This window comes from Streptomyces achromogenes subsp. achromogenes (genome assembly GCF_000720835.1).
Lineage (GTDB): Bacteria > Actinomycetota > Actinomycetes > Streptomycetales > Streptomycetaceae > Streptomyces > Streptomyces achromogenes.
In genome coordinates, this window is the sequence record NZ_JODT01000010.1 from 116,710 (window position 1) to 142,304 (window position 25,595).

The window sequence follows — 25,595 nt, forward strand, 5'->3', positions numbered from 1 at the left end:
ACTCCTTCCTCGTCGGGCGGCCCTCATGCGGGCCGGCCTCGGGGGGCCACCCGTTCGCCCGGCGGCACCGGCCCCGGCGGCGTGCCGTCACCGAACGGCCGGCCGCCCAGCTCCGCCCGGTGGTGCTCGGTCAGCCAGCCGCCGAGATCCGGGCCGAGCGGCACGATCCCGGTGGGGTTGATGCCGGTGTGCACCTGGTAGTAGTGCCGCTTGATGTGGTCGAAGTCGACCGTGTCACCGAAACCCGGCGTCTGGAACAGGTCACGGGCATACGCCCACAGCACCGGGTGCTCCGCCAGCTTCCAGCGGTTGCACTTGAAATGGCCGTGGTAGACGGCGTCGAACCGGACGAGGGTGGTGAACAGCCGGATGTCCGCTTCCGTGAGGGTGTCACCGACCAGATAACGCTGCTTGGACAGCCGCTCGCCGATCACTTCCAGCCGCCGGAAGACGGCCGCGCACGCCTCCTCGTACTCCCGCTGCCGCGTGGCGAACCCGGCCCGGTAGACCCCGTTGTTCACGTCCTCGTACACCTCGGCCATCACCTCGTCGATCTCCGCGCGCCGGGCGGCCGGGTACAGGTCCGGCGCGCCGGGGCGGTGCAGGGCGGTCCACTCGGTGGCCAGGTCCAGGGTGATGCGCTGGTAGTCGTTGGTGACCAGCCGCCCGCTGGGGACGTCCACGATCGCGGGCACGCTGACGCCGCCCGGGTAGCCGGTCTCCCGCCGGTCGTACGCCTCGCTCAGGAACCGGATGCCGAGCACCGGGTCCCGGCCGTCCGGGTCCAGGGTGAACCGCCAGCTGCGGTCGTCCTGGACCGGATCGGCGACCGCCAGCGACAGCGCGTCCTCCAGCCCGAGCAGCCGGCGCGAGATCACCGCGCGGCTCGCCCACGGGCAGGCCCGGGAGACCACCAGCCGGTAGCGTCCCGCCCGCACCGGCCAGCCGTCCCGGCCGTCGGCGGTGATCCGGTCGTCGAAGTGGCTCTTGGACCTGCTGAACGTCCGGTGCCCGTAGGCGCTGTTGCCCTCGCCGCCCATGTCTCCTCCTCGCCGGCCGGTGTCCCTGGACCACGCGTTCCCCGTTTGGCGCGGACCGCACGGTGTGAGGCGCGGGGGCGGGGGCAACCGGCGATAGGTGAGCGGAACATCCTCGAACCGGCAGACTGCCGCGCATACGGACGGCGACGACGCCCACCGACCGGCCCGTGGCGCCCCTTCGGGCGCGCCACGGGCTCACCCGGGACGCGGTGGCCCGCCGCACCGCGGCGACGGAACCGGCGGCCCCACCGACACCCCTGGGCACGTCGAGCGCGACACGGACCCCCGCCCCGAACCCGCCGACCGCGACCCGGGCCCGGGCCCGGGCTCCCGGACCGGGGCCAAGGGCGACCGGTCCACCAGGATCACCGTCCTCGTCGCGCTCGCGGCCAACCTGGTCATCGCCGTGGCCAAGGCGGCCGGCGGTGTCCTCGCGGGCTCTCCCGCGCTGCTGTCGGAGGCCGCGCACTCGGTCGCCGACAGCCTCAACGAGGTCTTCCTGCTGGCCGCCCTGCGCCGCAGCCGCCGCCCGGCCGACACCCGGCACCCGTTCGGCTACGGCAAGGAACGCTTCTTCTGGTCCCTGCTCGCCGCCGTGGGCATCTTCGTCATGGGCGGCTGCTTCTCCTTCCTGCAGGGCGTCGAGGCGCTGCGCGGCGGCGCCGAGGAGGAGTTCGGCGGCTATGTGGCGGGCCTGATCGTGCTGGGCGTGGCGCTGGTCGCCGAGGCCGGCTCGCTGCTGCGGGCCCTGCACCAGGTGCGCCGGCAGGGCGGCGGGCTCGGCGGGCTGCGCGATCCCGCGCTGCGCACGGTGGTCGCCGAGGACGGCACGGCGGTCCTCGGCGTGACCCTCGCCCTGGTGGGCATGGCCCTGCACATGGTGACCGGGCAGGCCGTCTGGGAGGCGTCCGCGTCGCTGGCCATCGGGGTGCTGCTGGTCTACGTCGCCTACCGGCTCGGCCGCGACGCCCGGGACCAGCTGATCGGGGAGGCCGCCGACCCGGAGCTGAGCGGCAGGATCGGGGCGCTGCTGCGGGCGCAGCCGGAGATCGACAGCGTGGAGGCGCTGTTCACCATGAAGCTGGGGCTTGACTCCACCCTGGTCGCGGCCCGCATCGACCTGGTACCGGGCCTGGACAGCGAACGCGTCGAGGTGGTCGCCGACCGTATCAAGCGGTCCCTCGCCCGGACGTTCCCGGACGTCGGCCAGATCTTTCTCGACGTCACGGACGGGTCCCCGGGCGGGGCAGCGGAAAGCCCCGCCGCGACGGGGGAACGCGGCGGGGCCTGACGAACGATTGCCCGGCCGGTAGCCGCTTCACACGCGCCCAGAACAGATTTTTCTGAAACGCAGCGGTCGGCGGCCGGAAATCAGCTCTGCCCGGGGGAGTCCTCGTCGAACGGCTCCAGCACGAAGACGGGGATCTCCCGGGAGGTCTTCTTCTGGTAGTCGGCGTACGGCGGGTACGCGGCCACGGCCCGCTCCCACCAGCCGGCCTTCTCCGCCCCGGTGACCTCCCGGGCCCGCATGTCCCGCTTCACCGGGCCGTCCTGCAACTCGACGTGCGGGTCGGCCTTGACGTTGAAATACCAGACCGGGTGCTTGGGCGCACCGCCGACGGAGGCGACCACCGCGTACCGGCCCTCGTGCTCCACCCGCATCAGCGGCGTCTTGCGGAGCTTGCCGCTCTTGGCGCCCCGGGTGGTCAGCACGATCACCGGCAGCCCGGTGTCAAGCAGCGTCGTCCCCTCCGTCCCGCCGGAGCTCTCGTACAACTCGACCTGCTCGCGCACCCACTGTTCCGGGCTTGGCTCGTACTCGCCCTCAAGAGGCATGGGATCCGTTTCCTTTCATCCGTCCGGCGGACATCCGCACGGCCGTCAACAACCGTGGCCGCCGGAAACATCCGTACCGCGCGCGGTCAACGGCCCACCGGTCGTCGCGCCACCCCTACCGCGGCGGCACAGTAGTCCACGACGTGATCATTGCCCAGCGGGGCAGCGGAACATCCCTGTCCGCCGCCCCTGGCGGTGGCCGGTTCCCGCCCCCCGGAGCCGGGGTACTTCGGCCAGAACACGAAGGCCGCCGAAGTGGCCGAACTTCCCGTCGACCCATAGATGCCTGGGGCATCTAATGAAGATCGGCACGACGCACCTCACTCGTCTGCGAGGTCTTTCCATGACGGAACTGACGGACATCACCGGCCCGGCTGCCGAGGCCGAACCCGTCGCCTTCCCCCAGGACCGCACCTGTCCCTACCACCCCCCCACCGGATACGACCCGCTGCGCGACGGGCGACCCCTGTCCCGCGTCACCCTCTACGACGGCCGCGAGGCCTGGCTGGTCACCGGCCAGGCCACCGCCCGCGCCCTGCTCGCCGACCCGCGGCTGTCCACCGACCGCCGCCGCGACGGCTTCCCCGTGCCCACCCCCCGCTTCGAGGCCGGCCGCGACCGCAAGGTGGCCCTGCTCGGGGTGGACGATCCCGAGCACCACCGGCAGCGCCGGATGCTGATCCCGTCGTTCACCCTCAAACGCGCCACCGCGCTGCGCCCCTGGATCCAGCGGATCGTGGACGAACTGCTGGACGCGATGATCGAGCGGGGGCCGGGGGCCGAACTGGTCTCCGCCTTCGCGCTGCCCGTGCCGTCCATGGTCATCTGCGGCCTGCTCGGCGTGCCCTACGCCGACCACGAGTTCTTCGAGGAGCAGTCCCGCCGGCTGCTGCGCGGGCCGACCAGCGCCGACACCCTGGACGCCCGGGACCGGCTGGAGCGGTTCCTCGGCGACCTGATCGACGCCAAGGCCAAGGAGGCCGAGCCCGGCGACGGCATTCTGGACGACCTCGTCCACCACCGGCTCCGCGAGGGCGAACTGGACCGGGGTGACCTGGTGTCGCTCGCCGTGATCCTGTTGGTCGCCGGGCACGAGACGACCGCCAACATGATCTCCCTGGGCACCTACACCCTGCTCCAGCACCCCGACCGGCTGGCCGAGCTGCGGGCCGACCCCGCGCTGCTGCCCGCCGTCGTCGAGGAACTGATGCGGATGCTGTCCATCGCCGAGGGGCTGCAACGGGTGGCGCTGGAGGACGTCGAGATCGCCGGCACCACCATCCGGGCCGGCGACGGCGTCCTGTTCTCCACCTCGGTCATCAACCGGGACACGGCCGTCTACGACGACCCCGACGCGCTGGACTTCCACCGCGCCGACCGGCACCACGTGGCGTTCGGCTTCGGCATCCACCAGTGCCTGGGCCAGAACCTGGCGCGCGCGGAGCTGGAGATCGCCCTCGGCAGCCTGTTCACCCGGTTGCCCGGGCTGCGGCTCGCCGCTCCGGCCGAGGAGATCCCCTTCAAACCGGGCGACACGATCCAGGGGATGCTGGAACTCCCCGTGACCTGGTAAGAGGCTTCGCTCATGCACATGGACATCGACATCGACCAGGACGTCTGTATCGGCGCCGGGCAGTGCGCGCTGGCGGCACCGGGCGTCTTCACCCAGGACGACGACGGCTACAGCACCCTGCTGCCCGGCCGGGAGAACGGCGTCACCGACCCGATGGTCCGGGAGGCCGCCCGCGCCTGCCCGGTCAGCGCCATCACCGTACGAGAGCGCACCGCCTGACGGGTACGGCGGTACGGCGTGACCCCGGTCCCGCCGTACCGCCGTGGCGGTGCCCTACCGCACGGCGCGGACGTAGGCCGCGCTGCCCGGGGTGGACACGTCCCGGTCCCGGCGGACGATGCTGAGCCGGCCGCCCCAGCGGGCGCGGGCCGCGTCCAGGCCGTGGCCGGTGTACTCGATGTCCACCACCCGGTCGTCGAACGCCTTGGCGTACACCCCGCACTCGTCGTACTGGCCGCACTCCTCCGTCACCGCGAAGTCCAGTCCGGCCCGCTCGCGCCGACCGGCCAGTTCCGCGGTGTTCTTCTGCGCGATGGCCAGGTGCCGGGCGTGCGCGTGCCGGGACAGCAGGGCCATGAACGCGGTCGCGTCCGCCGGGGTCAGCAGCCCGTCGGAGCGGGTGTAGCTGTCGTAGTTGTCGGGTTCGACGGCGTCGAAGCCCTTGTCCGCGCAGCCGTCGATCCAGCCGTTGACCCGCTTCGCCACCCGCTCCCGCTTGGCCGGGGTGCGGATGTCCAGCAACGGCTCGTCCCAGTCCTCGTCGATGACGAGCCTGCCGTGCTTGTCGCGCAGCAGCAGATCGGCCGGCCAGGAGGAGCGCTCGGCCGGCTGGGCCTGGAAGGCGTTGACGTAGCAGATGTTGTACAGGCCCGGGGCGGGGGAGTCGGACCGGTCGCGGCTGACCACGCGCACGCCCTTGGGGGGCGGGTAGGCGCCGCCGATCTGGTAGTCGAAGCCGGCGCCCTTCGGGGGCAGCCGCACCGCGGCGGGCCTGCCGGAACCGTCCTCGTCCCGGTCGCCGGAGGCGCAGCCGGCCAGCGCCGACACCGCGACGGCCAGGGCCGCTGCCAAGGCGCCCAGGGCCGTACGCGGCCTGTGGGCGCGGGGATCACCCATGGGGGGCAAGTCCGCTCCATCCTGCCCACGCCGGGCGGCGCGGCACGTCCAGGATCAAATCGTCCGTACGCTCCCGTCGTCAAGTCGCTTCCCGGGCCTCGGCGTAGGCTCGCCAGTGATCATCGTCTCGACGGCGGGAGCGGTAACGATGCAGTACGTGAAGCTCGGTTCCACGGGCCTGGACGTGTCACGGATCTGTCTGGGCTGTATGACGTACGGGGTGCCGGACCGCGGCACGCACGAGTGGACGCTCGACGAGGAGGCGTCCCGGCCGCTGATCCGGCAGGCGCTCGAGGCGGGCGTGAACTTCTTCGACACCGCGAACGTCTACTCCGACGGCACCAGCGAGGAGATCGTCGGCAAGGCCCTGCGCGACTTCGCCCGCCGTGACGAGATCGTGCTGGCCACGAAGGTGCACGGCCGGATGCGGCCCGGCCCCAACGGCGCCGGGCTGTCCCGCAAGGCCATCATGACCGAGATCGACCACAGCCTGCGCCGCCTCGGCACCGACTACGTCGACCTCTACCAGATCCACCGCTACGACCACGCCACACCGATCGAGGAGACGATGGAGGCGCTGCACGACCTGGTCAAGGCGGGCAAGGTCCGCTATCTCGGCGCCAGTTCGATGTACGCGTGGGAGTTCGCCAAGGCGCAGTACACCGCCGAGCGGCACGGCTGGACGACGTTCGTCTCCATGCAGAACCACTACAACCTGCTCTACCGCGAGGAGGAGCGGGAGATGCTGCCGCTGTGCGCGGACCAGGGCGTCGGCGTGCTGCCGTGGAGCCCGCTCGCCCGGGGCCGGCTCACCCGGGACTGGGGCACCGTCACCGGACGCAGCGCCACCGACGACTTCGGCAGCCGGCTGTACCTGGAGAGCGACCGCGCGATCGTCGAGGCGGTCACCCGGATCGCGGCCGGCCGGGGCGTGCCGCGCGCCCAGGTGGCCCTCGCCTGGCTGCTGCACCAGGACACCGTGACGGCGCCGATCGTCGGCGCCTCCAAGCCGCGGCACATCGAGGACGCGGTGGCCGCGGTCCAGCTGGAGCTGACCGGCGAGGAGATCGAGGAGCTCCAGCGGCCGTACACCCCGCGCGCGGTCAGCGGCCACTGACCGCACGGGGCCGGCCCGTCGGGCGGGGCGAGGTCGGCGGGCCGGGCGGGGCGGGCGTGAGCGACGGCGCGGCGGTGGGAAGGCGGCGCGGAGTGGCCGTCACGACCGGTTGGCGGGGCTGCCGGTACGGCCTCGCGCACCGGTGACGGCCGTTCGTATCGGGCCGCCGGGTCACGGCCGGGGGTGCGGTGGCGGTGGCGGCATCGTGGTCAGGCCGGGGGCCGGTTCCGGCCACACCAGCAGGACCGGGCAGGGCGCGTGGTCGACGGCGAACCGGACGGCGGGACCGAGGCTCTTCGGCCCGAGCCGGGACCGGTCCCCGTCCCGCGCCAGTACCAGCAGCCCCGCCCCCTCGGCGGCGGCCACCACCTCCCGCTCGGCCCGGCCCGAGCGCTCCTCGCGCACACAGGGCCGGCCCAGCCGCCGGGCCGCCGCGTCCAGCAGCGCGGACGCCGAGGTGCCGCCGAGCGCCTCCAGCCGGTCCCCCGGATCCCGCTCCCAGCCCTCGGCCGGGTGGTGCCCCGACCGGTGACCGCGTCCCAGCAGCCCGTCGAAGGCGCCGTGCGCCACCGCCGCCACCTCGGGTCCGCTCACATGGAGCAGCACCACCTCGGCGGCCCCCGGCGCGTGTGCGCGCACCGCGTCCACACAGGCCGGCCAGGTGCCCTCCACCAGCCAGGCGATCACCCGCATCCGCCGAACCTCCCGCCGCCGTGTGCGCCAGGGGACGAGACCCGCCCACCGCTTACAGAACCAGCAACGATCCCCACAGTGCCACGACCGCGACCGCGAGGGACGACGGCACGGCGAGCAGACCGAGCCGGGTGAACTCCCCGAGGTTCACGTCGTGCTCGTGCTGGTGCACGATCCGCCGCCACAGCAGCGTGGCCAGCGATCCGGCGTAGGTGAGGTTCGGGCCGATGTTCACCCCGAGCAGCACCGCGAGCACCGCCCCCGGGCCGGCCGCGGCCGCCAGCGGCAGCAGGACCAGCACCGCGGGCAGGTTGTTGATCAGGTTGGCCAGCAGCGCGGCCAGCGCGGCGGTGGCGAGCAGCGCGGCGAGCCCGGAGCCGTCCGGCATGACATGCCCCAGCACGTCCGCGAGCCCGTTGTCGACCACCGCCCGCACCACGACGCCCAGGGCCAGGACGAACGCCAGGAAGGCCGGGGACGCCGCGCGTACGACCGTCAGCGGGGTCGCCCGGCGCCGCGCCAGCGCCCGGCCGGCCAGCACCAGCGCGCCCCCGGCCGCCACCCAGGCCGGCTCGACGCCGAACAGCGACGCCACCACGAACCCGGCCAGCGTGCAGCCCACGGTCACCAGCGCGAACAGCGGCAGCCGCGGCGGGGTGCCGGCGGCCCGGTCCGCCGGGGCCGCAGCGGCGAGATCGCGGGCGAAGAACCGCCGGAACACCAGGTACTCGACGCCGATCGCGGCCAGCCACGGCAGGGCCATCAGCGCCGCGAACCGGGTGAAGCTCAGCCCGCTCGCAGCGAACGCCAGGAGGTTCGTCAGATTGGACACCGGCAGCAGCAGCGAGGCCGTGTTCGACAGATGCGTGCAGGCGTACACATGCGGTTTGGGCCGTACGCCGGTGCGCGCGGCGGTGGCGAACACCACCGGGGTGAGCAGCACGATCGTCGCGTCCAGGCTGAGTACGGCGGTGATCGCCGACGCCAGCGCGAACACGGCGGACAGCAGCCGCACCGGCCGGCCGGCTGCCCACCGGGCCATCCAGGCCCCGCACGCCTGGAACAGCCCTTCCACGTCGCAGAAGTGGGCGATCACCAGCACCGCCGCCAGGAAACCGACCACCGGGCCGAGCCGTTCGGCCTCGGCGCGGGCGTGCTCCACGGAGAGGGCGCCGGTGGCCACCGCGATCCCGGCGGCGGGTACGGCCATGACCGCCTCCGGCCACCCGAAGGGCCGGATCACGGCCCAGACCAATACGGCGACCAGCAGAGCGGCGGACAGGGTCGCGGCGAGCGGGGTGTTCAGGGCGGATCCCTCCGGAAGTGATCACGGACTTGTCCGCCCATGAAAACAGACCGGAGGCCGGGGACCGGCCAGGGGCTCGGCCCGGGGTGCGGTCAGGGGCCCGTGCCGCGGCTCAGCACCGTCAGCCGGGCGGACGAGGCGGTGCCGGAGACCGGGACCGGGCCGCCCGGCCAGGCCACCCGCAGCGGGTCCCGTTCGTCCGGCGGGGTGACCAGCAGCCCGGCCGGCGTGGCCGCCCGCGCCCCGCTGACCTGCGGATTGGAGAAGGTCAGCCCGGCCCAGGCGCTCTGCCCCGGCCGGACCGTGACGGTGACCGGGGTGCCCGGCGTCCGCCTGGGATCGGCACCGAGTCGACCCCCGGACGCGGTCACGAAGGCGGCGCCCGGATAGCCGCGCAGGGTGCAGGTGCGGCCGGAGGTGTTGGTGAGCACCACCGGGAAGTTCTCCTGGCCGGCGCCCGGGTCGTTGCGGCCCACCGAGGCCCGCAACTCGGAGGTGTGGCAGCGGGAGCCGCCCGCGGGCGTCGCGGGCGCGGCCGTCGTGCCGCGCGACGGCGCCGTCGTCCTCGGTGGGTCCGGCGGGGCCGGCGGGGCGGTGCGGGCGGGGGCGGAGGAGGCGGCCGGGGCGGACGCCGAGGGGCTCGGGGTCTCCCGCGCGGGAGCGGCCGTACCGGGGGAGCTGGCCGGCGGATCGCTGCGGACGTCCTCGCCGCTGCCGTTGCCGCAGCCGGCCAGCAGGCCCAGCACGGCGGCCGTGCTCACGAGCAGGGCCCCGCGCCGCGCGGACCGGGGGGTGTGCACCATGTCGCTCAACACTCCTGAAGGGTCGTGGCACGCGACCGGGGTGCGTGCCTGGGGCGCCGGGTGCGCCGTTTCTCCCCGTCCGATGCGCGGACCGCCGGAAAAGTTCGGGGCTCGCGGGTTCTTTTCCCCGATTCGCCCCTCGGCAGGCGCCGTTCAGGCCACCCGCAGCGAACGCAGTACGCCGTCGGTCGCGTCGCCGTCACCCCGTTGGCGTACCTGCACGTACACCTGCGGCCGGGCGGCGCCGCCCGCCGGGGTCAGCGCGGACTCGGTGACCGAGCCGCCGTCCGGGCAGCCGCTCCAGGACCGGACCAGCCCGTGCCAGCGGGCGTCGGTGAAGCCGCGGGCGCCCCGGTAGCGGCAGCGGGGGTGGGTGAGCGCCTCGACCCCGGCGGTGACGTCGCCGCGCGGGCCGACGCCGACGAACACCCCGTCCACGGGCGCCGTCAGGTCGGGCCAGCGGGACAGGTCGTCGGCCACCACCAGGCCCGGCTCGTGCCCCGCCGCCAGCCCGAGCACCCGCGGGTCCCAGCCGGAGCCGCGCAGCTCGCGGCCCCAGCCGGCGGGCACCGTGAGCGCCACCCGCCCGCCGGCGTCCGTGATCCGCACCCGCTCCGGCCCGCCGCCGTCCCGGTGCGTGGCCACGGTCACCGTGACCGCGGCGGCGCCGGCGGCGAGGACCGCGGCGAGGGCCAGGGACACCGGGCCGAGCCGGGCCCGCGGCCGGGCCGGCCCCCGGGCGGACGGCACCGGGGGCCGCGCGGCCAGCCGGTCCAGTTCCCGCGCGAACGCCAGCGCGTCCGGCCAGCGCCGGGCCCGGTCCGGCTCCAGCGCGCGCAGCAGCGCCCGCTCCACGTCCTCGCCCAGCTCCGGCCGCAGCCGCCGGGGCGGCACCACCTTCCCGGGCGGGCCCGGCACGGTCCCGGTGAGCAGCTCGTAGCCGACCGCGCCCAGACTGTAGACGTCCGCCCGCTCGTCGATGCCCGTCCCCGGTTCGGCCTGCTCCGGCGGCCGGTATCCCGCCGAACCCGCCGCCAGGGTCAGCACCGAGGCCTGCGCGAGGCTCTTGGCCAGGCCCAGGTCGGCCAGCAGCACCCGCCGGGAGCCGTCCCGGGCGGTGCCCAGCAGGACATTGGCCGGTTTGATGTCACGGTGCACGATGCCCGCCTCGTGCAGCTCGGCGGCCCCGCGCGCGGCCTCGGCGGTCAGCGTCAGCGCCTCCGGCACCGGCAGCGCACCGCCCGCCGACAGCTCGGCGAGGCTCCCGCCACCGGCGTACTCCATCACGAAGTACGGTCTGCCGTCCGGCAGTTCACCGGTGTCGTAGACCTGCACCACCCGGCTGGAGCCGGCCCGGCGCAGCAACCTCGCCTCGGTCAGGAAGCGTTCGCGGACGTCGAGCCGGTGCGCCCAGTTCTCCGCGAGGACCTTCACCGCCACCGGCGCCTGGAGCTCGGGGTCGTGGGCGAGCCACACCAGCGCGAACGCGCCGCTGCCCAACGGCCGTTCGAGACGGTACCGGCCGATCCGCTCGGGGGGCTGCATACGGCTATCATGCCTGGCCCGGGACCGAGATGGAGGGGGGCCGGCCGTGCCGGAGGGGGCTGTGACCGAGGAACTGGCCCGGCGTGCCGCGGCCGGCGACGGCACGGCCCTGGAACTGCTGCTGGCCGAGATCCGGCCCGAGACCGTGCGGCGCTGCGGGCGCTTCCTGCCCTGCCGGGAGGACGCCGAGGAGGCCGCCCAGGACGTGCTGCTCCAAGTGGCCCGGCACATCACGGGGTTCGAGGGCCGCAGCCGCTTCGGCACCTGGCTGTACACCGTCGTCGCCAACTGCTGCCGGCAGAAGTACCGCGAGCTGAAGCGGCGGGCCGCCGAGCAGCCCGCCGCCATCGAGCCCGCCCACGCCGTCGACCCGCGCACCACCAGCGTCATCGCCGGCTCCCGGGTCGATCTGCTGGAGGCCCTGGACCGGCTGGAGCGGGAGCACCCGCAGCTGGTCGCGCCGCTGGTCTACCGGGACATCTGCCAGCTCGACTACGCCGAGGCGGCCGAACGCGCCGGCATCCCGCTCGGCACGCTCAAGTCCCGCCTGCACGAGGCCCGCAAGCGGGTACGGCCCTGGCTGACGTCCTCGGCGTAACCCGGCGGGTCCGGCACAGCCCGGCGTAACCCGACAGGTCCCGCGTAGCCCGGCAGGTCCGGCGCGCCCTACCGGTCCTGCTCGAACAACGGCAGCTCGGCCCAGATCGTCTTGCCCTCCGCCGTGTGCCGGCTGCCCCAGCGCTGGGTGAGCTGGGCGACCAGCAGCAGGCCCCGGCCGCCCTCGTCGAACACCTTGGCCCGGCGCAGATGCGGGGCGGTGTGGCTGGCGTCGAAGACCTCGCAGGTCAGCGTGTTCGCGTCGTGGATCAGCCGGAGCCGGATGGGGTGGGAGCCGTACCGGATGGCGTTGGTGACCAGCTCGCTGACCACCAGCTCGGTCGTGAACGTCGCCTCGCTCAGCGCCCAGTCGGACAGCTGCTCCACGACCTGCTTGCGGATCGGCGCGACCAGCGCCGGGTCGGCGGGGATGTCCCAGCTCGCCACCTGCGAGGCGGGCAGGCCCCGGGTACGGGCGAGCAGCAGGGCCACGTCGTCGGGTGCGCCGCCGTGGGGGAGCAGGGTGTGCAGGACACGGTCGCAGGTCTCGTCCAGGGAGCCGGCGTACGCCCCGAGCGCCGCGTGCAGCATCTCCCGGCTGGCGTCCGGGTCCCGCTCCCGGGACCACACCAGGCCGTCCGTGTACAGCGCGAGGACCGTGCCCTCGGGCAGCTCGACCTCGGCGGACTCGAACGGCAGCCCGCCCAGGCCCAGCGGGGGACCGGCGGGCAGGTCCAGTGCGCGGGGCGCGCCGCCCGGCTCCAGCACCACGGGCGGCGGGTGCCCGGCGCGGGCCAGCGCGCAGCGCCGGGACACCGGGTCGTAGACGGCGTACAGGCAGGTGGCGCCCAGCTCGCCGGGGCTGCCCGCCTCGCCGGCGCTCGCGGTCCCGGACTCGTCCGAGAGCCGCAGCACCAGGTCGTCCAGGTGGGTCAGCAGCTCGTCCGGGGCCAGGTCGATGTCCGCCAGGGTGCGGACGGCGGTGCGCAGCCGGCCCATGGTGGCCGAGGCCCGGATGCCGTGCCCGACCACGTCCCCGACGACCATCGCGACCCGCATCCCGGACAGCGGGATCACGTCGAACCAGTCCCCGCCCACCCCGGCGCGCGCGGCCGGCAGATACCGGGAGCAGGCCTCCAGCGCGGCCGTGTGCGGCAGCGAGCGGGGCAGCAGGCTGCGCTGGAGCGCGAGCGCCGTCTCCCGCTCGCGCGAGTAACGGCGGGCGTTGTCGATGCAGACCGCGGCCCGCGCGGTGATCTCCTCGGCCAGCAGCACGTCGTCCGGGGTGAACGCGTCCGGGCGCCGGTGCCGGCACAACACCGCGACGCCGAGGGTCAGCCCGCGCGCCTGGATCGGCACCGACAGCGCGCAGTGGACGCCGGACTCCCGCACCGGTGTGCCCCCCTCGCCGTGCCGGGCCGGTACCGGGCCCACGGCGCCGGGGCCCGGCGGGACGGTGACGGTACGGCCCGTGGTCAGCGCCTCCGCCTGCGGGGAGGCCTGCGGGTACTGCTCCGTCTGCCCGGGGGCGATCCGCGTCTCCGGTACGCCGGGCCGCACCGACCGCTGGGCGATCCGGCGCAGCCGCACCGGCGCGGTGATGCGGGCGGGGGCCTCGCCGCCGCCGTCCGGTGGATCGAGCAGGTCGATGGCGACGAAGTCGGCGAGCGCGGGCACGCACACGTCCGCCAGTTCCTGGGCGGTACGGGTGACGTCCAGCGTGGTCCCGATGCGCACGCTCGCCTCGTTGACCAGCTGGAGCCGCTGCCGGGCCCGGTGGTTGTCGGTGATGTCGTGCGCGGCCATGGACACGCCCCGCACCCGGCCCGCCCGGTCCCGCACCGGCGCCATCCGGGCCAGCCAGGCGTGCGCCCGGTCCTCGCCGCCGGTGCGCAGGAAGGTCTGCACGTCCAGCGGCCGGCCCGAGGTCAGCACGCCGAGCAGGTGCCGTTCCAGCTCCTCGCTCTGCGGTTTGCCGCCGATCTCCGCGATCCGCAGCCCCCGTACCCGCTCCTCGGGCAGTCCGACGACGGCGGCCATCGCCTCGTTCATCCGGCGCAGCCGCAGCCGGTCGTCGTACACGGCGATCGCGCAGGGCGACTGGATCAGGCCCGCCTCGGCGAGCGGGTCGTCATCGGGGGGCGGCTCGGTGCCGGCGAGCGGGGTGACCACGAGCCAGTCACCCGGCCGGCCGTCGTGCGGCGGGCGGTGGTGGGCGAGCAGCCACACGCGGACGGTACGGCCGTCGCGGTGGCGCAGGCCGAGTGTGCCCTCCCAGCGCGGGCCGGGGGGCGCGGCCGGTGCGGGGGCGCCGCCGACCAGCAGTGCGGCGGCGGGGCGGCCCACAACGGCGTCCGCCGGGTGGCCGAGCAGGCGGACGGCTCCCTCGCTCCACTCCACCAACGTGCCGTCGTCGTCGATGACAGCCCGTGCCGTGCCCGCGTCGTCGAACGGATAGACCCGGCTCATTCGTCGCCGCTCCCCAGCGCACACACTCTCGGTGAACAGGTGGCACCACTCGTGTTCCAGCGTAGTGCGTGACGTCCACCGGTGAGCGGCGGCGCCGGGGCCGGTCGGTCGACCGGTCGACCAGTCGAACGCAGTCGGGGGCCGGTCAGGGGCGAATCCGGACTGTTCACGGCCGGAGGCAGCCGTGCATGTCCGCACTCTTGACGATCGCGTGGAGCACGCCGTCAGAATCTGTTTGTTCACGATCAATTGTGAGTAGTTCTGAGTCCTGATGAGCCCTGAGTCATGACGGAAGCCCGTCCGCCATGACGAGTCCCGATGAGGGAGAGCCACCCATGACGGTCACGCGCAGGTCGGTCCTGGTCGCAGCCGCGGCAGCACCCGCGGCCGGTACTCTCCCGGCCCTCGCCGCGGCCCCGGCCGCCCTCGCCGCCGAGTCGTCCGGCGCCGGCGGACGCCTCACCGTGCCGCTGCGGGACGGCTGGCGGTTCCACCTGGCCGACCCGGTGGGCGCCGGCGATCCGGACGGCGACCCGGCGCGGACCGCCCGCCCGGACCACGACGACTCGGCCTGGCGCGAGGTCGCCGTCCCCCACGACTGGAGCATCGAGCAGACCCCCACCACCGAGCACAACACCACCAGCGGCACCGGCTTCCTCCCGGGCGGCCTGGGCTGGTACCGGCTCGCCTTCACCCTCCCGCGCTCGTACGCCGGCCGGCGGATCTCGGTGGAGTTCGACGGCGTCTACATGGACGCCCACGTCTACTGCAACGGCACCGAGGCCGGCCGCCACCCCTACGGCTACACCGGCTTCGCCCTCGACCTCACCGATCTCGTGCACACCGACGGCAGCACGCCCAACGTGCTCGCCGTCCGGGTGCGCAACCGGCTGCCCAGCAGCCGCTGGTACTCCGGCAGCGGCATCTACCGCGAGGCCCGCCTGGTGATCACCGAACCGGTGCACGTCGCCCGCTGGGGGACGTACGTCACCACCCCCGAGGTCACGGCCGGCCGGGCGCTGGTCCGGGTGCGCACGACCGCGCGCAACGACTCGGGCACCGCCGCGGACGTGGCAATCAGGTCCCGGATCACCGCCCCCGACGGCCGGACCGTGGCCCGTACGGACACCACGGTCGCCGTCGCCGCCGCGGGGGAGGCCGACGCGATCCACGAACTGACCGTCCCGGACCCCCTGCTGTGGGACTTCACGACCCCGGAACACCGGTACACCCTGCACACCGAGCTGCGCGTGGCCGGCCGCACCACCGACACGTACCGCACCCCCTTCGGTATCCGCACCTTCCGCTTCGACCCCGACGAGGGCTTCTCCCTCAACGGCACGCCCGCCAAGATCAAGGGCGTCGACCTCCACCACGACCAGGGCGCCCTCGGCGCCGCGATCAGCGTCGACGCCGTCCGCAGACAGCTGCGCATCATGAAGTCGATGGGCGTCAACGCCCTGCGCACCTCGCACAACCCGCCCGCGCCGGAGCTGATCCGGGTCTGCGAGGAACTGGGCATCGTGATGCTGGTCGAGGCCTTCGACTGCTGGCGCACCGGCAAGACGCGGTACGACTACGGCCGGTTCTTCGACGAGTGGTGCGAGACGGACGCCACCGAGATGGTCCGGGCCGCCCGCAACTCACCGGCCGTGCTGCTGTGGTCCATCGGCAACGAGATCCCCGACTCCACCTCCACCGCGGGCCTGGCCATGGCGGACCGGATCATCGGCGCGATCAAGGCCGCCGACGACACCCGGCCGCTCGTCATCGGCTCCGACAAATACCGGCGGCCCCCCGCCAAGGGCTCGGCGGCCGACCTGATGCTCGCCAAGCTGGACGGCCTCGGCCTCAACTACAACACCGCCAAGTCGGTGGACGCCCTGCACGCGGCCTACCCGCACCTGTTCCTCTTCGAGTCCGAGTCCTCCTCGGAGACCTCCACCCGGGGCACGTACCAGGAACCGGAGCACCTCAACACCGGCGAGAACCACACCCCCGGCAGGCGGGAGGTCTCCTCCTACGACAACAACCTCGCCTCCTGGACGATGAGCGGCGAGTACGGGCACAAGAAGGACCGGGACCGGAAGTGGTTCGCGGGCCAGTTCCTGTGGTCCGGCATCGACTACATCGGCGAACCGACCCCGTACGACGTGTTCCCGGTGAAGGCGTCCTTCTTCGGCGCCGTCGACACGGCCGGCTTCCCCAAGGACATGTACCACCTGTTCAAAAGCCAGTGGACGACCGAGCCGATGGTCCACCTGCTGCCGATGTCCTGGAACCACGAGGAGGGCGACACCGTCGAGGTGTGGGCCTACGCCAACGTGCCCACGGTCGAGCTCTTCCTCAACGGAAAGTCCCTCGGCGTACGGGAGTTCGACGTCAAGGAGACCACCGACGGCCGCGCCTACCTGGAGACCACCGAGGCCACCGGCGACGACAAGACCTTCACCGACGGCCCCTACCCGGGCAGTTACACCAGCCCGGGCGGCAGCGCCGGCAAACTCCACCTGACCTGGAAGGTGCCCTACCGGCCGGGCGAGCTGCGGGCGGTGGCCCGGCGGGACGGCAAAACCGTCGCCAGTGACGTCCTGCGCACGGCCGGCGCCCCGCACGCCGTACGCCTCACCGCCGACCGCGAGTCCCTCGCCGCCGACGGCCGTTCGCTCGCCTTCGTCACCGCCGAGATCACCGACGCGCACGGGGTCGTCGTGCCCGACGCGGCACACCTCATCGCCTTCGACGTCGCGGGCGGCTCCCTGGCCGGCGTCGACAACGGCCGCCAGGAGAGCGCCGAGCGCTACCAGGCGAGCACCCGTACCGCCTTCCACGGCAAGGCGCTCGCCATCGTCCGGTCCGGCACGCGCCCCGGCACCCTGGAGGTCACCGCCCGGGTGGCCGGTCTGCGCCCGGGCACCTTCCGCCTGCGCACCACCCCGGGCGGCCCGGCCGCGACCACCGCGCCCGCCGTGTTCCGGCCCGATTACCCCGCGCCGCCCGCCTACCCGTACGCGGACGCGAGCTACTCCGGCCGCCCGGACACCCCGCCCGCCGCGATGCTGGACGGCGATCCGGCCACCGGCTGGTCCAACGCCTTCGTCAAGCAGGCCACCGCGCTGCTGCCCGCGTTCGACGGGGCCCGGGAGGAGGACTGGGTCTCGGTCGACTTCGGGCGCGCCCGCACCCTCGACCGGGTGGCCGTCTCCTTCACGGCCGACGCGGGCCACACCCCGCCCGCGCGGGCCGAGGTGGCGGTGTGGAACGGGCACGCCTACGTCCCGGTGACCGGGGCGAGGACGGAGTGGGCCACCGCCTCCGACAGCCCCACGGTCATCACCTTCGACCCGGTCCGCGGCTCCCGGCTGCGCCTGACCCTCACCAGCGCCCGCCCGGGCCGGCCCGAGGGGGCGGTACGCATCAGCGCGCTGGACGTGTGAGGGGACGGTGCGCGCACCTGACGGTACCGCGACACATACCGTCCCACCTGGGCGTATTTACGCGTGAGTACCCGCGCGGTACCGTGAGGGCATGCCAGCTCTCAACGTGGAGTTCAGCGAACGGGAACTAGAGGACCTGCGCCAGATCGCCAAGGAGCGCGGTACGTCGATGAAGGCCTTGGTGCGCGAGGCCGCCGCCGCCGACATCGCCCGGCACCGCGCCCTCCAGGAGGGCGCTGAGGCCTTCCGGCGCTTCTTCGCCGGTCACGCCGAGGAGTTCGCGGCGGCCTTCCCGGACGACGAGCGCCCCGGTCGGGGCGAGGCCGCCTGACCGATGCCCTCCGTCATCCACATCGACGTTCCCTGGCTGCTCCAGCGGCACGAAGAGGTCCTGCCCGACCAGCCCGCCGTGGACGACTTCTCGGCGCTGGTCGCGGCCGTCGCCCGGCACCGGGTGGACCCGCCCCGGCTCGGCGTCGACTCCGACGCGGCCTGGCGCGCCGCCGCCCTGCTGCACACCCTCGCCGTGCTCAAGCCGCTGCCCGCCGCCAACGCCCGCTTCGCCTGCGCCACCGCCGTCGCCTACATGTTCGTCAGCGGCGCCGGCATCGACCCGCCCTACGGCGCGCTCGTCGACCTGGCGCGGGACCTCATCTCCGGCAAGACCGACGTCTACGGCGCCGCCGACCGGCTCCGCTCCTGGCAGATCTGACCCCGCTCCGGCCGGTGGGGGAAGTCGCCTGAGCCGCCGGCCGGAGCGGGGCCTCTCGGGGAGGACCGGACCCCAGTCCACCACCGGACCGCGCCCTTTGGGAGCGTGCGCGCCCGGCCGGTGTGTGCGCCCGTTTCACACGGGGCGCATGGGGCCGTGGCGCTCCGGCGGCACGCCCGGACAGGAACCGTCCAAGCGGTGATCACTTCATGAACACGGGGAGTCATGAAGGGGCTTGGGACGGGCGGAGCCGGAATGTTTCAGGACGATTAACGACGCGCTGATTTTCGGCCATCCGGCCCGTCCCGGAGCGGGGGAACCGCTCTGTTACGGGGTCCCGCCGTTCGATTTCCGTGACTTCACGCCACTGATTCAACACGAAAGGTTACTGAAACCCATGGGTTCGATGTGAGTTTCGGCGGTGGACTCGGCAGAGTGGCGCACGCCGCTCCGGCACCCGACCGGGCTGGAGCCGGCAACCCGTCTGTTCGAGCGGAAGGATGCACACAATGCGAACCACCGCGCGCTGGGCAGCGGCCCTCGGCCTCACGGCCGCCGCCGTTTGCGGACCCCTGACCGGGGCCGCCGTCGCTGCACCGGGCGCCGCCCCGTCGTCGCTCTACGCGCCCTCGGCCCTGGTGCTCACCACCGGCCACGGCAACGACGTGGCCACGGCCACTCCGGAGCGCGCCGTCACCCTGAGCTGCGCGCCCACGGCCACCGGCACCCACCCCGCTCCGGCCGAGGCCTGCGCCGAACTGCGCGGCCTCAACGGCGACCTCGACGCCCTCAAGCCCGCCGACGGCGTGATGTGCACCAAGGTGTACGACCCCGTCGTGGTCACGCTCCAGGGCGTCTGGCAGGGCCAGCGTGTCTCCTACGAGCACACGTTCGGCAACACGTGCATGAGGGATGCCGCGGCCGGCAGCCTATTCGCGTTCTAGGACCGGGATCGCACGGAACCCCGTGAACACCGGATCAGGCCCGCAACTGGGGAGTGCGGCCCCTGGATCGGGGAACCTGCGATCTCGCAACCGGGGCAGGCGGGCGGAGTGGGGCCGCCCGCCGGCTCCGGGCAACACAGCCGCTCCCCGGCCGGTCCGTGGGGGGCCGTCCGGGGAGCGGCGAAAAACGTACGGTTTCAACGCGGTGGGTCCGCCCTGCGCCGGTGACTCGTGTCGCACCAGGGGTAGCGGCGACTGCGCCGGCAGGTACACAGAGCGACACGGAACCGGTCCGAGCGGACCATGGTCCCGTCCTCCAGTTCGACTTCCACGGGCCCTTCCATCAGGAGGGGCCCGCGCCGTTGCACGGTGACCCGCCGGGCGGGCGCGGCGGGGACGCCAGGCTCGCCGGCCGGTTCGCGCGGCGCGCTGTCAGCGGGGTCGTTCGGCACGGATGACCACCAGCTCTTCCTTGTCGTCGGCCGGCCCGAGCAACCCGCGCCGGCGCAGCCAGTCCTCCCGGGAGCGCAGTACCGGGCCGAAGGGCACCCGGCGGCGCCGGACCACCTCGGCCGACAGGCCCGCCGCCCGCAGCATCTCCAGGGTGCGGTCGGGGCCGCTCAGCGCCGAGTGCACCAGCAGCAGCAGCCCGCCGGGGCGCAGCAGCGCCGGGGCGTCCCGGCAGATCTGGTCCAGCAGCAGCCGCCCGTCGCTCCCCGCGTCCCAGGCCCGGGCCCGGCCGCGCGGTCCGCGCCCCTCCTCCGGTGCCGGCACATAGGGCGGGTTCGCCAGGATCAGGTCGAAGGCGCGGCCCCGGACCGGGGCGAAGAGGTTGCCGCGCCGGATGCGCACCGGCAGCCGGCTCAGCCACGCGTTCAGCCGGGCCGTCCACACCGCCTGCCGGGACACGTCCACCGCGGTCACCTCGGCGCCCTGCCGGGCCGCGGCCAGCGCCAGGGCCCCGCTCCCGGTGCCCACGTCCAGCACACGGGAGCCCGGTGGCGGGGCCTCCGCACGCAGGGCCTCCGCCAGCATCTCCGTGTCGTCCTGAGGGGCGTACACGCCCGGAAGCAGCAAAAGGTTCACGTAACCCGAATGCCCCGCCTTTCAGGATGTATGGGAAATCCGTCGCTCCGGCTCCCGCCGTCCCGTCGTTCCCAGGGGCACCCGCAGGCACGACCGGCCCGCCCGCCAGTCGGTCAGCAGCCGCCGGGCCAGCCGGTCCTCCAGGTACTCGGTCGCGTCGATCCCGAAGACGATGTCCGGCGCCAGCTCCGGCTCCTCGGCGAGCAGTCCGCCGATCACCTCGTGCCGGACCACCTGCTCGTGCACCGCGTCGGCCGCCACGTGCTCGTCGTAGAAGAACTCCGCGGCCGGGCCGGCGCCGGTGCGGCGCATCGCCTCGGCGAGCCGGCGGGAGGCGGGCGAAGAGGTGATCTCCACCTCGGCGAAGTGGCCCACCAGCGCCCCGCGCAGCCTCCGGTGCAGGCCGAACAGGGACATCAGGTTGACCAGGGCCAGCATCTCGGCCGGGGCCGCGTCCAGATGGCGGCCGTAGGCGGTGTCCAGGCCCAGGTCCGTCATCAGGTCGGCGAACAGCCGCGCGTGCACCCGGTCGGCCCGGCCGCCGCCGAACTCGTCGAACTCCACCGCGGCCATCGCCGCCTTCGCCCGCCCCCACAGCCGCGGCAGCACCCAGGCGTGCGGGTCGGCCTCCTTCAGGTGGTACAGCGAGCGCAGCGCCGCGTACTCGCGCACCTGCCACAGCTCGCCTTCCTTGTGCAGGAAACCGGCGACCCCCGTGCCCTCGGCCGGCTCGACCAGCAGGGCGCCGAGCGCGTCGTCCAGGCTGTCGTGGACCGGGGCGTCGGCGCGCACCGCGTCCAGGAAGCGGCGCTCCAGCGCGGCCCGCACCCGCAGCAGCTCCGGGTCCCACTCACGCTCCGCGGGCACCCCGGCGAACCCGCGGTAGTGCAGCTCGTAGCACATGTACAGGGCGAGCTGGAGGTCGTCGCCGTACGGGTCCGCGGCCCCGGCGTCGGCGGGGCGGGGCAGCGGACCCGTACCGCGCAGGCTCGCGATCAGCGCGGTGGACAGGGGGCCTCGGGGGTGGGGCAGCCGGGGTTCATGCGGATGGTGATTCATGAAGCCCGGGTACCCGGCCCACCGTCGATCAACGGCACGGCTCGCTACCTGGTCCGCCGGTCGACGGCGTGGCCGGCCGGCCGACGCGTGCGGTCGGTCCCCGGCGCGCCCGGCTCACTCCCCGTCCGCCTGCTCCTGTGCCCCGGTGTTCGGGGTGATGGCGTCCCCGGCCTGGCCCGCGGCCTTGTCCTCGTCGCGCTTCTCGGCCCGCTCGACCTCCCGGAGCACCTCCTCCAGGGCCGACTCCTGCCGCTCCTCGTGGTCGTCGTGGCCGTTCCCGCCCGGCATGACCTCTCCTTTCCGCCGATGGGGTGATCTCCTGTGCGAGTTACCCGGCGGCGCCGTCCCAAGCGTCCGGCAGCCGTGGGCGACGGCCGCCTCCGGGCCCGGAGAGCCTCCTGCCGGGCGGCCGGGACGGCGCTCGCCGTGCGCGGTGTTTCAGGGTGTGGCGCCCTGGATACACCCCGAGGGTTCGGCCCCCACAGTCCGCGAGCCCGTACGCCGTCGCAGTGAGGTCGTCACATGTCCCAAGCCCCGTCTCCCGCAGGAGCGTCGAACGGCACCCGGCCGGCCCCGGCCCCGGCCGACGAGGAGCGTGCGGACCCGCCGCCCGGCGGCCGGCCCGGCCGGGGCGGTGCCGCTCTGGTGACGGGCGCCTCCTCGGGCATCGGCGCGGCCGTGGCCCGCCGGCTGGCCGCCGAGGGCGGCTGGCGGCTCGCGCTGAACGGCCGCGACGTCACCCGACTGGAGCAGGTGGCCGCCCAGTCCGGCGCGGTCGCGCTGCCCGGAGACCTCTCCCGGCCCGGCGCCGACCGCAGACTCGCCGGCCTCGCCCTGGACCACCTCGGACGGCTCGACCTGCTGGTGGCGGGCGCCGGGGTCGGCTGGGCCGGCGACTTCACCGGCATGCCCGACGCGCGCATCGACGAGATCGTGGGCGTCGACCTGCTGGCCACCGTGCGCCTGGTACGCGCCCTGCTGCCCCCCATGGTCGCCGCCGGCTCGGGCCGCGTCGTGCTCATCGGGTCCCTGGCCGGCAGCGTGGGCGTACGCGGCGAGGCCGTCTACTCCGCGGCGAAGGCCGCCCTCGGCACCTTCGCCGACTCCCTGCGCTACGAACTGCGCGGCACCGGCGTCGGCGTCAGCCATGTCATCCCCGGCGTGGTCGACACCCCCTTCTTCGACCGGCGGGGCAACCCCTACACCCGGACCTGGCCCCGGCCGGTGCCCGCCGAGCGGGTCGCGGACGCGGTCCACGCCGCCGTACGGCACGGCAGGGACGAGGTGTACGTCCCCGGGTGGCTACGGCTCCCCGTCCTGGTGCGCGGTGCCGCGCCCGGACTCTACCGGCGGCTCGCCGCCCGCTTCGGGTGAGCGGTCATGATCGCGGTCACGGTGCTGCTCGCCCTGCTCGCGGCCCTGGCCAACGCGTCCGCCTCGGTGCTCCAGCGCCGGGCCGCCGTACAGGAGACGGACCGGGGCGGCGGATCCGGTCCGGGCATCCTGCGCCGGATCCCCCAGTTGCTGCGGCGCCGCAGCTGGCTGGCCGGGACCGCCATGCTGGTGCTGTCCGGACTGCTGCAGGCCGGGGCCCTGGCCACGGGCAGCCTGTCCCTGGTCCAGCCCCTGCTCGCCGCCGAACTGCTGTTCACCCTGGCCGTCGGCAGCGTGGTCTTCCGGCGCCGCCCCGATGCCCGGACCTGGCTGGCGTTCGTCGCCCTGGCCGGCGGGCTGGCCCTGTTCCTGCTGGCCGCCGCGCCGTCGGCCGGACGGGACACCGCGCGGCCCGGGGCCTGGCTGCTGGGCGGCGGCGGAGTGCTCGGCGCGGTCGCGTTGCTGTGGCTGGCCGCCCGTCCGGTCCGGGGCGCCTGCCGGGCCCTGCTGCTCGGCCTGGCCTCGGCGCTGTGCTTCGCCACCACGGCGGCGCTGATGAAGGAGGCCGTGGGCCGGCTGGCGGACGGTCCCGCGGCGATGCTCGGGCACTGGTCGCCGTACGCCACGGGGGCCGCCGGACTGGTCGCCTTCGTGCTCCTTCAGGGCGCGCTCGCCGCCGGACCGCTGACGGCCTCCCAGCCCGCGCTCACCCTCGGCGACGCGCTCGGCAGCGTCATCCTGGGCTGGGTGCTGTTCGCCGAGACGATCCAGCTGGGCCTGCGCATGCTGCCGGAGGCGGCCGGTGTCGCCCTGATCGGCGCGGGCAGCATCGGCCTCGCCCACGCCCCGTCCGTAGGCGGGGAGTGGGACACCGGCGACGCGGCGGCGCGCCCCGGCTCCACCCCCGCTGTTCCCCGCACACCGAGGAGGTAGGTCCACCGATGTTCCCCGTGTCCGGACGCTCCTGGCGGACGGCCGCCGCCCTGCTGCCGGCGGGCGCCGCCGCGGCCCACATCTCCCCGGCGGCGAGCTGGCTGCCGGGACTGCGGCCGCTGCTCTTCCCCGGTCTCGCCGGTACCGGCCACGTCCGGCACATCGCGCTCACCTTCGACGACGGGCCCGATCCCGAGTCGACCCCGCGTTTCCTCGACGTGCTGGACCGGCTGGGGGTGCGGGCCACCTTCTTCGTGGTCGGCGAGCACGCGGTGCGCCATCCCGGACTGGTCCGCGACACCGTGCGGCGCGGACACGAGCTGGGGGTGCACGGATGGCGCCACGACCGGCCCTGGCGGCCCGCGTTCGCCCGCGAGGCCGAGGAGGTCGCCCGGACCGTCCGCGTCGTCCACGACCTCACCGGGCGGCGTCCGCTCTGGTACCGCCCGCCGTACGGCATCCTCACCACCAGCCGCTGGCGGGCCGCCCGGCGGTCCGGGCTGCGCACGGTGCTGTGGTCGGCGTGGGGCAGGGACTGGACGGCCGACGCCACACCGGGGTCGGTGCGGGCCCGGGTCGCCGCGGACCTGCGCGGCGGCGGCACCGTGCTGCTGCACGACGCCGACCGGTACTCGGCCCCCGGCTGCTGGCACGCCGCGCTCGGCGCCCTCCCGGCCATCGTGGCGGACTGCCGGGAGGCGGGCCTGACGGTGGGCCCGCTGGGCGAACACGGCACGGCCCCGGCCCCGGCCGCACCCCGGCCGGCCGTACCGGAGCACGCGGCCGGGGGGTGCTGATGTGCGTGCCTTGTGTGGCGCTGCTGATGTGCGTGACGGCTCTCGCGGCGCCGCCGGCTCACAGCTCCCTCAGGGCCTCCAGCGTGTCCCCCCGGAACAGCGCGTGCCCCCGGGCCACCCGGGCGGCGCGTTCCGGGGTGTCCTCACCGAGGCCGTCCAGGGCCCTCAGGAGCGCGGGGCCGTCGGGGGCGAGGGCGCACAGGCCGAGGTCGGCCATCCGGTGGACGCCCTCCGCGCCGTGGCCGGGCAGCGGACGGTGGGCGACCACCGGCAGGCCCGCGGCGAGCGCCTGTACGGCCGTCTGACCGGCCGCGTTGTCCACCAGGGCGTGCCCCGCGGCCAGCAGTCCGGGCATGTCGTCGACCCAGCCCAGGGCCAGCGCGGCCGGCTCCCGGGACATCCGGGCGTACAGCCGCTCGTTGCGGCCGCACAGCACCACCGGCAGCCAGCCGGCGCCCGCCAGCAGCCGGGCGGTCGCGGCCGGCCGCGCCGCCGCGCCCCACGCGCCGGCGGACAGCAGCACCGGGGGCCGGCCGGGCGCCCGCGCGGCGAACCGCTCCCGCCACCGCGCCGCGCCGGGGGCCGGCCGGCGGAACGCGGGCGCGACCACCGGCCCGGTGGTGACCACGGGCGCGTCGAGCGCCCGGCGCACCCGCGCCGCCGCCGTGTCCGTCAGGCACAGATACCGGTCGTTGCCCGGGTGCAGCCACTGCCGGTGCACCGCGAAGTCCAGCAGGAACACGGCGCTGGGCACCCGCAGCGCCCCCCGGGCCCGCAGATGCCCGGTGAGCTGCGCGGCCAGATGGAAGACGGACACCACCACGTCGGGGCGCAGCCGGTCCACCAGGTCCGTCAGCCGGTCCCCGGCGAGCCGGGCCAGCGGCACCCCGCTGGGCCGCGGGCCGCGGCCCTCGCGCAGGAACGCGCCGTAGATCCCGGCGTACACCCAGGGCAGGTGGCGCACCGACGCCTGGTAGCCGCGGCGCAGTCCGGTGCCCAGGCCGTACGGGAGCAGCCGCAGCACGTCGACCACCTCGGCCCGGCCGCCCCGGGCCGCGGCCCGGCGCGCGAGTTCGGCGGCCACGGTGTCGTGACCGGCTCCCATGCTCGCGCTGAGGATCAGGGTCCGCCGCCCGCCGTCCGGCGTCTCGTGGTCGG

The 25,595-nt window shown here is 74.8% G+C and carries 25 protein-coding genes; 12 read left to right on the plus strand and 13 right to left on the minus strand.

Going from position 1 to position 25,595, the window contains the following annotated elements:
* Positions 1-23: 23 nt before the first annotated feature.
* Positions 24-1,040, minus strand: a complete 1,017-nt coding sequence (locus tag IH25_RS0112205) for a glutathione S-transferase family protein (protein ID WP_030607424.1) — start codon at positions 1,038-1,040, stop codon at positions 24-26.
* Between the two features lie 364 nt (positions 1,041-1,404).
* Here IH25_RS0112205 and IH25_RS0112210 point away from each other — a divergent pair, with 364 nt between their 5' ends.
* Complete coding sequence (locus tag IH25_RS0112210; RefSeq protein ID WP_030607426.1) at positions 1,405-2,331, plus strand: cation diffusion facilitator family transporter; 927 nt, start codon at positions 1,405-1,407, stop codon at positions 2,329-2,331.
* Positions 2,332-2,411: 80 nt separating this feature from the next.
* On the opposite strand, the gene IH25_RS0112215 is transcribed toward IH25_RS0112210, so the two are convergent.
* Positions 2,412-2,876, minus strand: coding sequence for a nitroreductase family deazaflavin-dependent oxidoreductase (locus tag IH25_RS0112215; RefSeq protein ID WP_030607429.1), 465 nt, complete (start codon positions 2,874-2,876; stop codon positions 2,412-2,414).
* A gap of 343 nt (positions 2,877-3,219) precedes the next feature.
* Between IH25_RS0112215 and IH25_RS0112220 the strand changes: the two genes are divergently transcribed.
* Both IH25_RS0112220 and IH25_RS0112225 read left to right on the plus strand, forming a co-directional pair.
* A complete protein-coding gene (locus IH25_RS0112220) occupies positions 3,220-4,449 on the plus strand; it encodes a cytochrome P450 (protein ID WP_030607433.1) in 1,230 nt (409 codons plus the stop codon).
* An 18-nt stretch (positions 4,450-4,467) separates the two neighbouring features.
* Positions 4,468-4,668, plus strand: a complete 201-nt coding sequence (locus IH25_RS0112225; protein ID WP_030607438.1) for a ferredoxin — start codon at positions 4,468-4,470, stop codon at positions 4,666-4,668.
* A 54-nt stretch (positions 4,669-4,722) separates the two neighbouring features.
* Here IH25_RS0112225 and IH25_RS0112230 read toward each other — a convergent pair whose 3' ends face one another.
* On the minus strand, positions 4,723-5,565 hold the full coding sequence (locus tag IH25_RS0112230; RefSeq protein WP_030607441.1) for an endo alpha-1,4 polygalactosaminidase: 843 nt from the start codon (positions 5,563-5,565) through the stop codon (positions 4,723-4,725).
* A 148-nt stretch (positions 5,566-5,713) separates the two neighbouring features.
* Here IH25_RS0112230 and IH25_RS0112235 point away from each other — a divergent pair, with 148 nt between their 5' ends.
* Positions 5,714-6,682 (plus strand): aldo/keto reductase, encoded by a 969-nt coding sequence (locus tag IH25_RS0112235; RefSeq protein ID WP_030607443.1) that lies wholly within the window; start codon positions 5,714-5,716, stop codon positions 6,680-6,682.
* A gap of 171 nt (positions 6,683-6,853) precedes the next feature.
* Here the strand turns inward: IH25_RS0112235 and IH25_RS0112240 are convergent, their stop codons facing one another.
* The 4 genes from IH25_RS0112240 to IH25_RS0112255 all read right to left on the minus strand — a co-directional run bounded on the left by IH25_RS0112240 (position 6,854) and on the right by IH25_RS0112255 (position 11,029).
* A complete protein-coding gene (locus IH25_RS0112240) occupies positions 6,854-7,375 on the minus strand; it encodes a universal stress protein (RefSeq protein ID WP_030607446.1) in 522 nt (173 codons plus the stop codon).
* A gap of 52 nt (positions 7,376-7,427) precedes the next feature.
* Positions 7,428-8,681 carry an SLC13 family permease gene (locus IH25_RS0112245; protein ID WP_030607449.1) on the minus strand — a complete coding sequence of 418 codons (1,254 nt, stop codon included), beginning with the start codon at positions 8,679-8,681 and terminating at the stop codon, positions 7,428-7,430.
* A gap of 92 nt (positions 8,682-8,773) precedes the next feature.
* Positions 8,774-9,484, minus strand: coding sequence for a DUF4232 domain-containing protein (locus IH25_RS0112250; RefSeq protein WP_030607452.1), 711 nt, complete (start codon positions 9,482-9,484; stop codon positions 8,774-8,776).
* Positions 9,485-9,637: 153 nt separating this feature from the next.
* Positions 9,638-11,029, minus strand: coding sequence for a serine/threonine-protein kinase (locus IH25_RS0112255; RefSeq protein WP_030607453.1), 1,392 nt, complete (start codon positions 11,027-11,029; stop codon positions 9,638-9,640).
* 46 nt (positions 11,030-11,075) lie between these two features.
* Here IH25_RS0112255 and IH25_RS0112260 point away from each other — a divergent pair, with 46 nt between their 5' ends.
* Positions 11,076-11,627: an RNA polymerase sigma factor gene (locus IH25_RS0112260; protein ID WP_030607456.1), complete on the plus strand. Its 552-nt coding sequence runs from the start codon at positions 11,076-11,078 to the stop codon at positions 11,625-11,627.
* 68 nt (positions 11,628-11,695) lie between these two features.
* On the opposite strand, the gene IH25_RS0112265 is transcribed toward IH25_RS0112260, so the two are convergent.
* Complete coding sequence (locus tag IH25_RS0112265) at positions 11,696-14,095, minus strand: SpoIIE family protein phosphatase (protein WP_030607459.1); 2,400 nt, start codon at positions 14,093-14,095, stop codon at positions 11,696-11,698.
* Between the two features lie 335 nt (positions 14,096-14,430).
* Between IH25_RS0112265 and IH25_RS0112270 the strand changes: the two genes are divergently transcribed.
* The 4 genes from IH25_RS0112270 to IH25_RS0112285 all read left to right on the plus strand — a co-directional run bounded on the left by IH25_RS0112270 (position 14,431) and on the right by IH25_RS0112285 (position 19,188).
* On the plus strand, positions 14,431-17,532 hold the full coding sequence (locus IH25_RS0112270; protein ID WP_030607462.1) for a glycoside hydrolase family 2 TIM barrel-domain containing protein: 3,102 nt from the start codon (positions 14,431-14,433) through the stop codon (positions 17,530-17,532).
* A 91-nt stretch (positions 17,533-17,623) separates the two neighbouring features.
* Positions 17,624-17,863 (plus strand): hypothetical protein, encoded by a 240-nt coding sequence (locus IH25_RS0112275; protein ID WP_030607465.1) that lies wholly within the window; start codon positions 17,624-17,626, stop codon positions 17,861-17,863.
* A 3-nt stretch (positions 17,864-17,866) separates the two neighbouring features.
* Positions 17,867-18,244: a hypothetical protein gene (locus IH25_RS0112280; RefSeq protein ID WP_030607468.1), complete on the plus strand. Its 378-nt coding sequence runs from the start codon at positions 17,867-17,869 to the stop codon at positions 18,242-18,244.
* 509 nt (positions 18,245-18,753) lie between these two features.
* On the plus strand, positions 18,754-19,188 hold the full coding sequence (locus IH25_RS0112285; RefSeq protein ID WP_030607471.1) for a subtilase-type protease inhibitor: 435 nt from the start codon (positions 18,754-18,756) through the stop codon (positions 19,186-19,188).
* Positions 19,189-19,385: 197 nt separating this feature from the next.
* On the opposite strand, the gene IH25_RS39315 is transcribed toward IH25_RS0112285, so the two are convergent.
* The 4 genes from IH25_RS39315 to IH25_RS41595 all read right to left on the minus strand — a co-directional run bounded on the left by IH25_RS39315 (position 19,386) and on the right by IH25_RS41595 (position 21,621).
* Positions 19,386-19,640: a CDGSH iron-sulfur domain-containing protein gene (locus IH25_RS39315; protein WP_078844220.1), complete on the minus strand. Its 255-nt coding sequence runs from the start codon at positions 19,638-19,640 to the stop codon at positions 19,386-19,388.
* The gene (locus IH25_RS0112290) at positions 19,621-20,250 is read right to left on the minus strand and encodes a HemK2/MTQ2 family protein methyltransferase (protein WP_030607474.1); all 630 of its coding nucleotides are present in this window, start codon (positions 20,248-20,250) and stop codon (positions 19,621-19,623) included. Before IH25_RS0112290 ends, IH25_RS39315 begins: the two co-directional genes overlap by 20 nt.
* Before the next feature lie 45 nt (positions 20,251-20,295).
* Positions 20,296-21,333 (minus strand): iron-containing redox enzyme family protein, encoded by a 1,038-nt coding sequence (locus IH25_RS0112295; RefSeq protein ID WP_030607477.1) that lies wholly within the window; start codon positions 21,331-21,333, stop codon positions 20,296-20,298.
* A gap of 114 nt (positions 21,334-21,447) precedes the next feature.
* Complete coding sequence (locus IH25_RS41595; protein WP_167346020.1) at positions 21,448-21,621, minus strand: hypothetical protein; 174 nt, start codon at positions 21,619-21,621, stop codon at positions 21,448-21,450.
* Between the two features lie 234 nt (positions 21,622-21,855).
* Here IH25_RS41595 and IH25_RS0112305 point away from each other — a divergent pair, with 234 nt between their 5' ends.
* The 3 genes from IH25_RS0112305 to IH25_RS0112315 are packed head-to-tail and all read left to right on the plus strand — an operon-like array spanning position 21,856 to position 24,437.
* Entirely contained in the window at positions 21,856-22,707 is an 852-nt protein-coding gene (locus IH25_RS0112305; RefSeq protein WP_030607481.1) for an SDR family NAD(P)-dependent oxidoreductase, read from the plus strand.
* 6 nt (positions 22,708-22,713) lie between these two features.
* Entirely contained in the window at positions 22,714-23,640 is a 927-nt protein-coding gene (locus IH25_RS0112310) for a DMT family transporter (protein ID WP_030607484.1), read from the plus strand.
* A gap of 8 nt (positions 23,641-23,648) precedes the next feature.
* Complete coding sequence (locus IH25_RS0112315) at positions 23,649-24,437, plus strand: polysaccharide deacetylase family protein (protein WP_051753895.1); 789 nt, start codon at positions 23,649-23,651, stop codon at positions 24,435-24,437.
* 58 nt (positions 24,438-24,495) lie between these two features.
* On the opposite strand, the gene IH25_RS0112320 is transcribed toward IH25_RS0112315, so the two are convergent.
* Positions 24,496-25,542 (minus strand): MGDG synthase family glycosyltransferase, encoded by a 1,047-nt coding sequence (locus IH25_RS0112320; RefSeq protein WP_051753903.1) that lies wholly within the window; start codon positions 25,540-25,542, stop codon positions 24,496-24,498.
* Positions 25,543-25,595: the final 53 nt, after the last annotated feature.

Coding starts and splice junctions, on each gene's coding strand:
- IH25_RS0112285 (WP_030607471.1), top strand. CDS start 18,754: ATGCGAACCACCGCGCGCTGGGCAGCGGCCCTCGGCCTCACGGCCGCC.
- IH25_RS0112230 (WP_030607441.1), bottom strand. CDS start 5,565: ATGGGTGATCCCCGCGCCCACAGGCCGCGTACGGCCCTGGGCGCCTTG.
- IH25_RS0112310 (WP_030607484.1), top strand. CDS start 22,714: ATGATCGCGGTCACGGTGCTGCTCGCCCTGCTCGCGGCCCTGGCCAAC.
- IH25_RS0112240 (WP_030607446.1), bottom strand. CDS start 7,375: ATGCGGGTGATCGCCTGGCTGGTGGAGGGCACCTGGCCGGCCTGTGTG.
- IH25_RS0112255 (WP_030607453.1), bottom strand. CDS start 11,029: ATGCAGCCCCCCGAGCGGATCGGCCGGTACCGTCTCGAACGGCCGTTG.
- IH25_RS0112305 (WP_030607481.1), top strand. CDS start 21,856: ATGTCCCAAGCCCCGTCTCCCGCAGGAGCGTCGAACGGCACCCGGCCG.
- IH25_RS0112265 (WP_030607459.1), bottom strand. CDS start 14,095: ATGAGCCGGGTCTATCCGTTCGACGACGCGGGCACGGCACGGGCTGTC.
- IH25_RS0112250 (WP_030607452.1), bottom strand. CDS start 9,484: ATGGTGCACACCCCCCGGTCCGCGCGGCGCGGGGCCCTGCTCGTGAGC.
- IH25_RS0112295 (WP_030607477.1), bottom strand. CDS start 21,333: ATGAATCACCATCCGCATGAACCCCGGCTGCCCCACCCCCGAGGCCCC.
- IH25_RS0112280 (WP_030607468.1), top strand. CDS start 17,867: ATGCCCTCCGTCATCCACATCGACGTTCCCTGGCTGCTCCAGCGGCAC.
- IH25_RS0112205 (WP_030607424.1), bottom strand. CDS start 1,040: ATGGGCGGCGAGGGCAACAGCGCCTACGGGCACCGGACGTTCAGCAGG.
- IH25_RS0112215 (WP_030607429.1), bottom strand. CDS start 2,876: ATGCCTCTTGAGGGCGAGTACGAGCCAAGCCCGGAACAGTGGGTGCGC.
- IH25_RS0112220 (WP_030607433.1), top strand. CDS start 3,220: ATGACGGAACTGACGGACATCACCGGCCCGGCTGCCGAGGCCGAACCC.
- IH25_RS0112320 (WP_051753903.1), bottom strand. CDS start 25,542: ATGGGAGCCGGTCACGACACCGTGGCCGCCGAACTCGCGCGCCGGGCC.
- IH25_RS0112275 (WP_030607465.1), top strand. CDS start 17,624: ATGCCAGCTCTCAACGTGGAGTTCAGCGAACGGGAACTAGAGGACCTG.
- IH25_RS0112315 (WP_051753895.1), top strand. CDS start 23,649: ATGTTCCCCGTGTCCGGACGCTCCTGGCGGACGGCCGCCGCCCTGCTG.
- IH25_RS41595 (WP_167346020.1), bottom strand. CDS start 21,621: ATGCCGGGCGGGAACGGCCACGACGACCACGAGGAGCGGCAGGAGTCG.
- IH25_RS0112270 (WP_030607462.1), top strand. CDS start 14,431: ATGACGGTCACGCGCAGGTCGGTCCTGGTCGCAGCCGCGGCAGCACCC.
- IH25_RS0112225 (WP_030607438.1), top strand. CDS start 4,468: ATGGACATCGACATCGACCAGGACGTCTGTATCGGCGCCGGGCAGTGC.
- IH25_RS0112235 (WP_030607443.1), top strand. CDS start 5,714: ATGCAGTACGTGAAGCTCGGTTCCACGGGCCTGGACGTGTCACGGATC.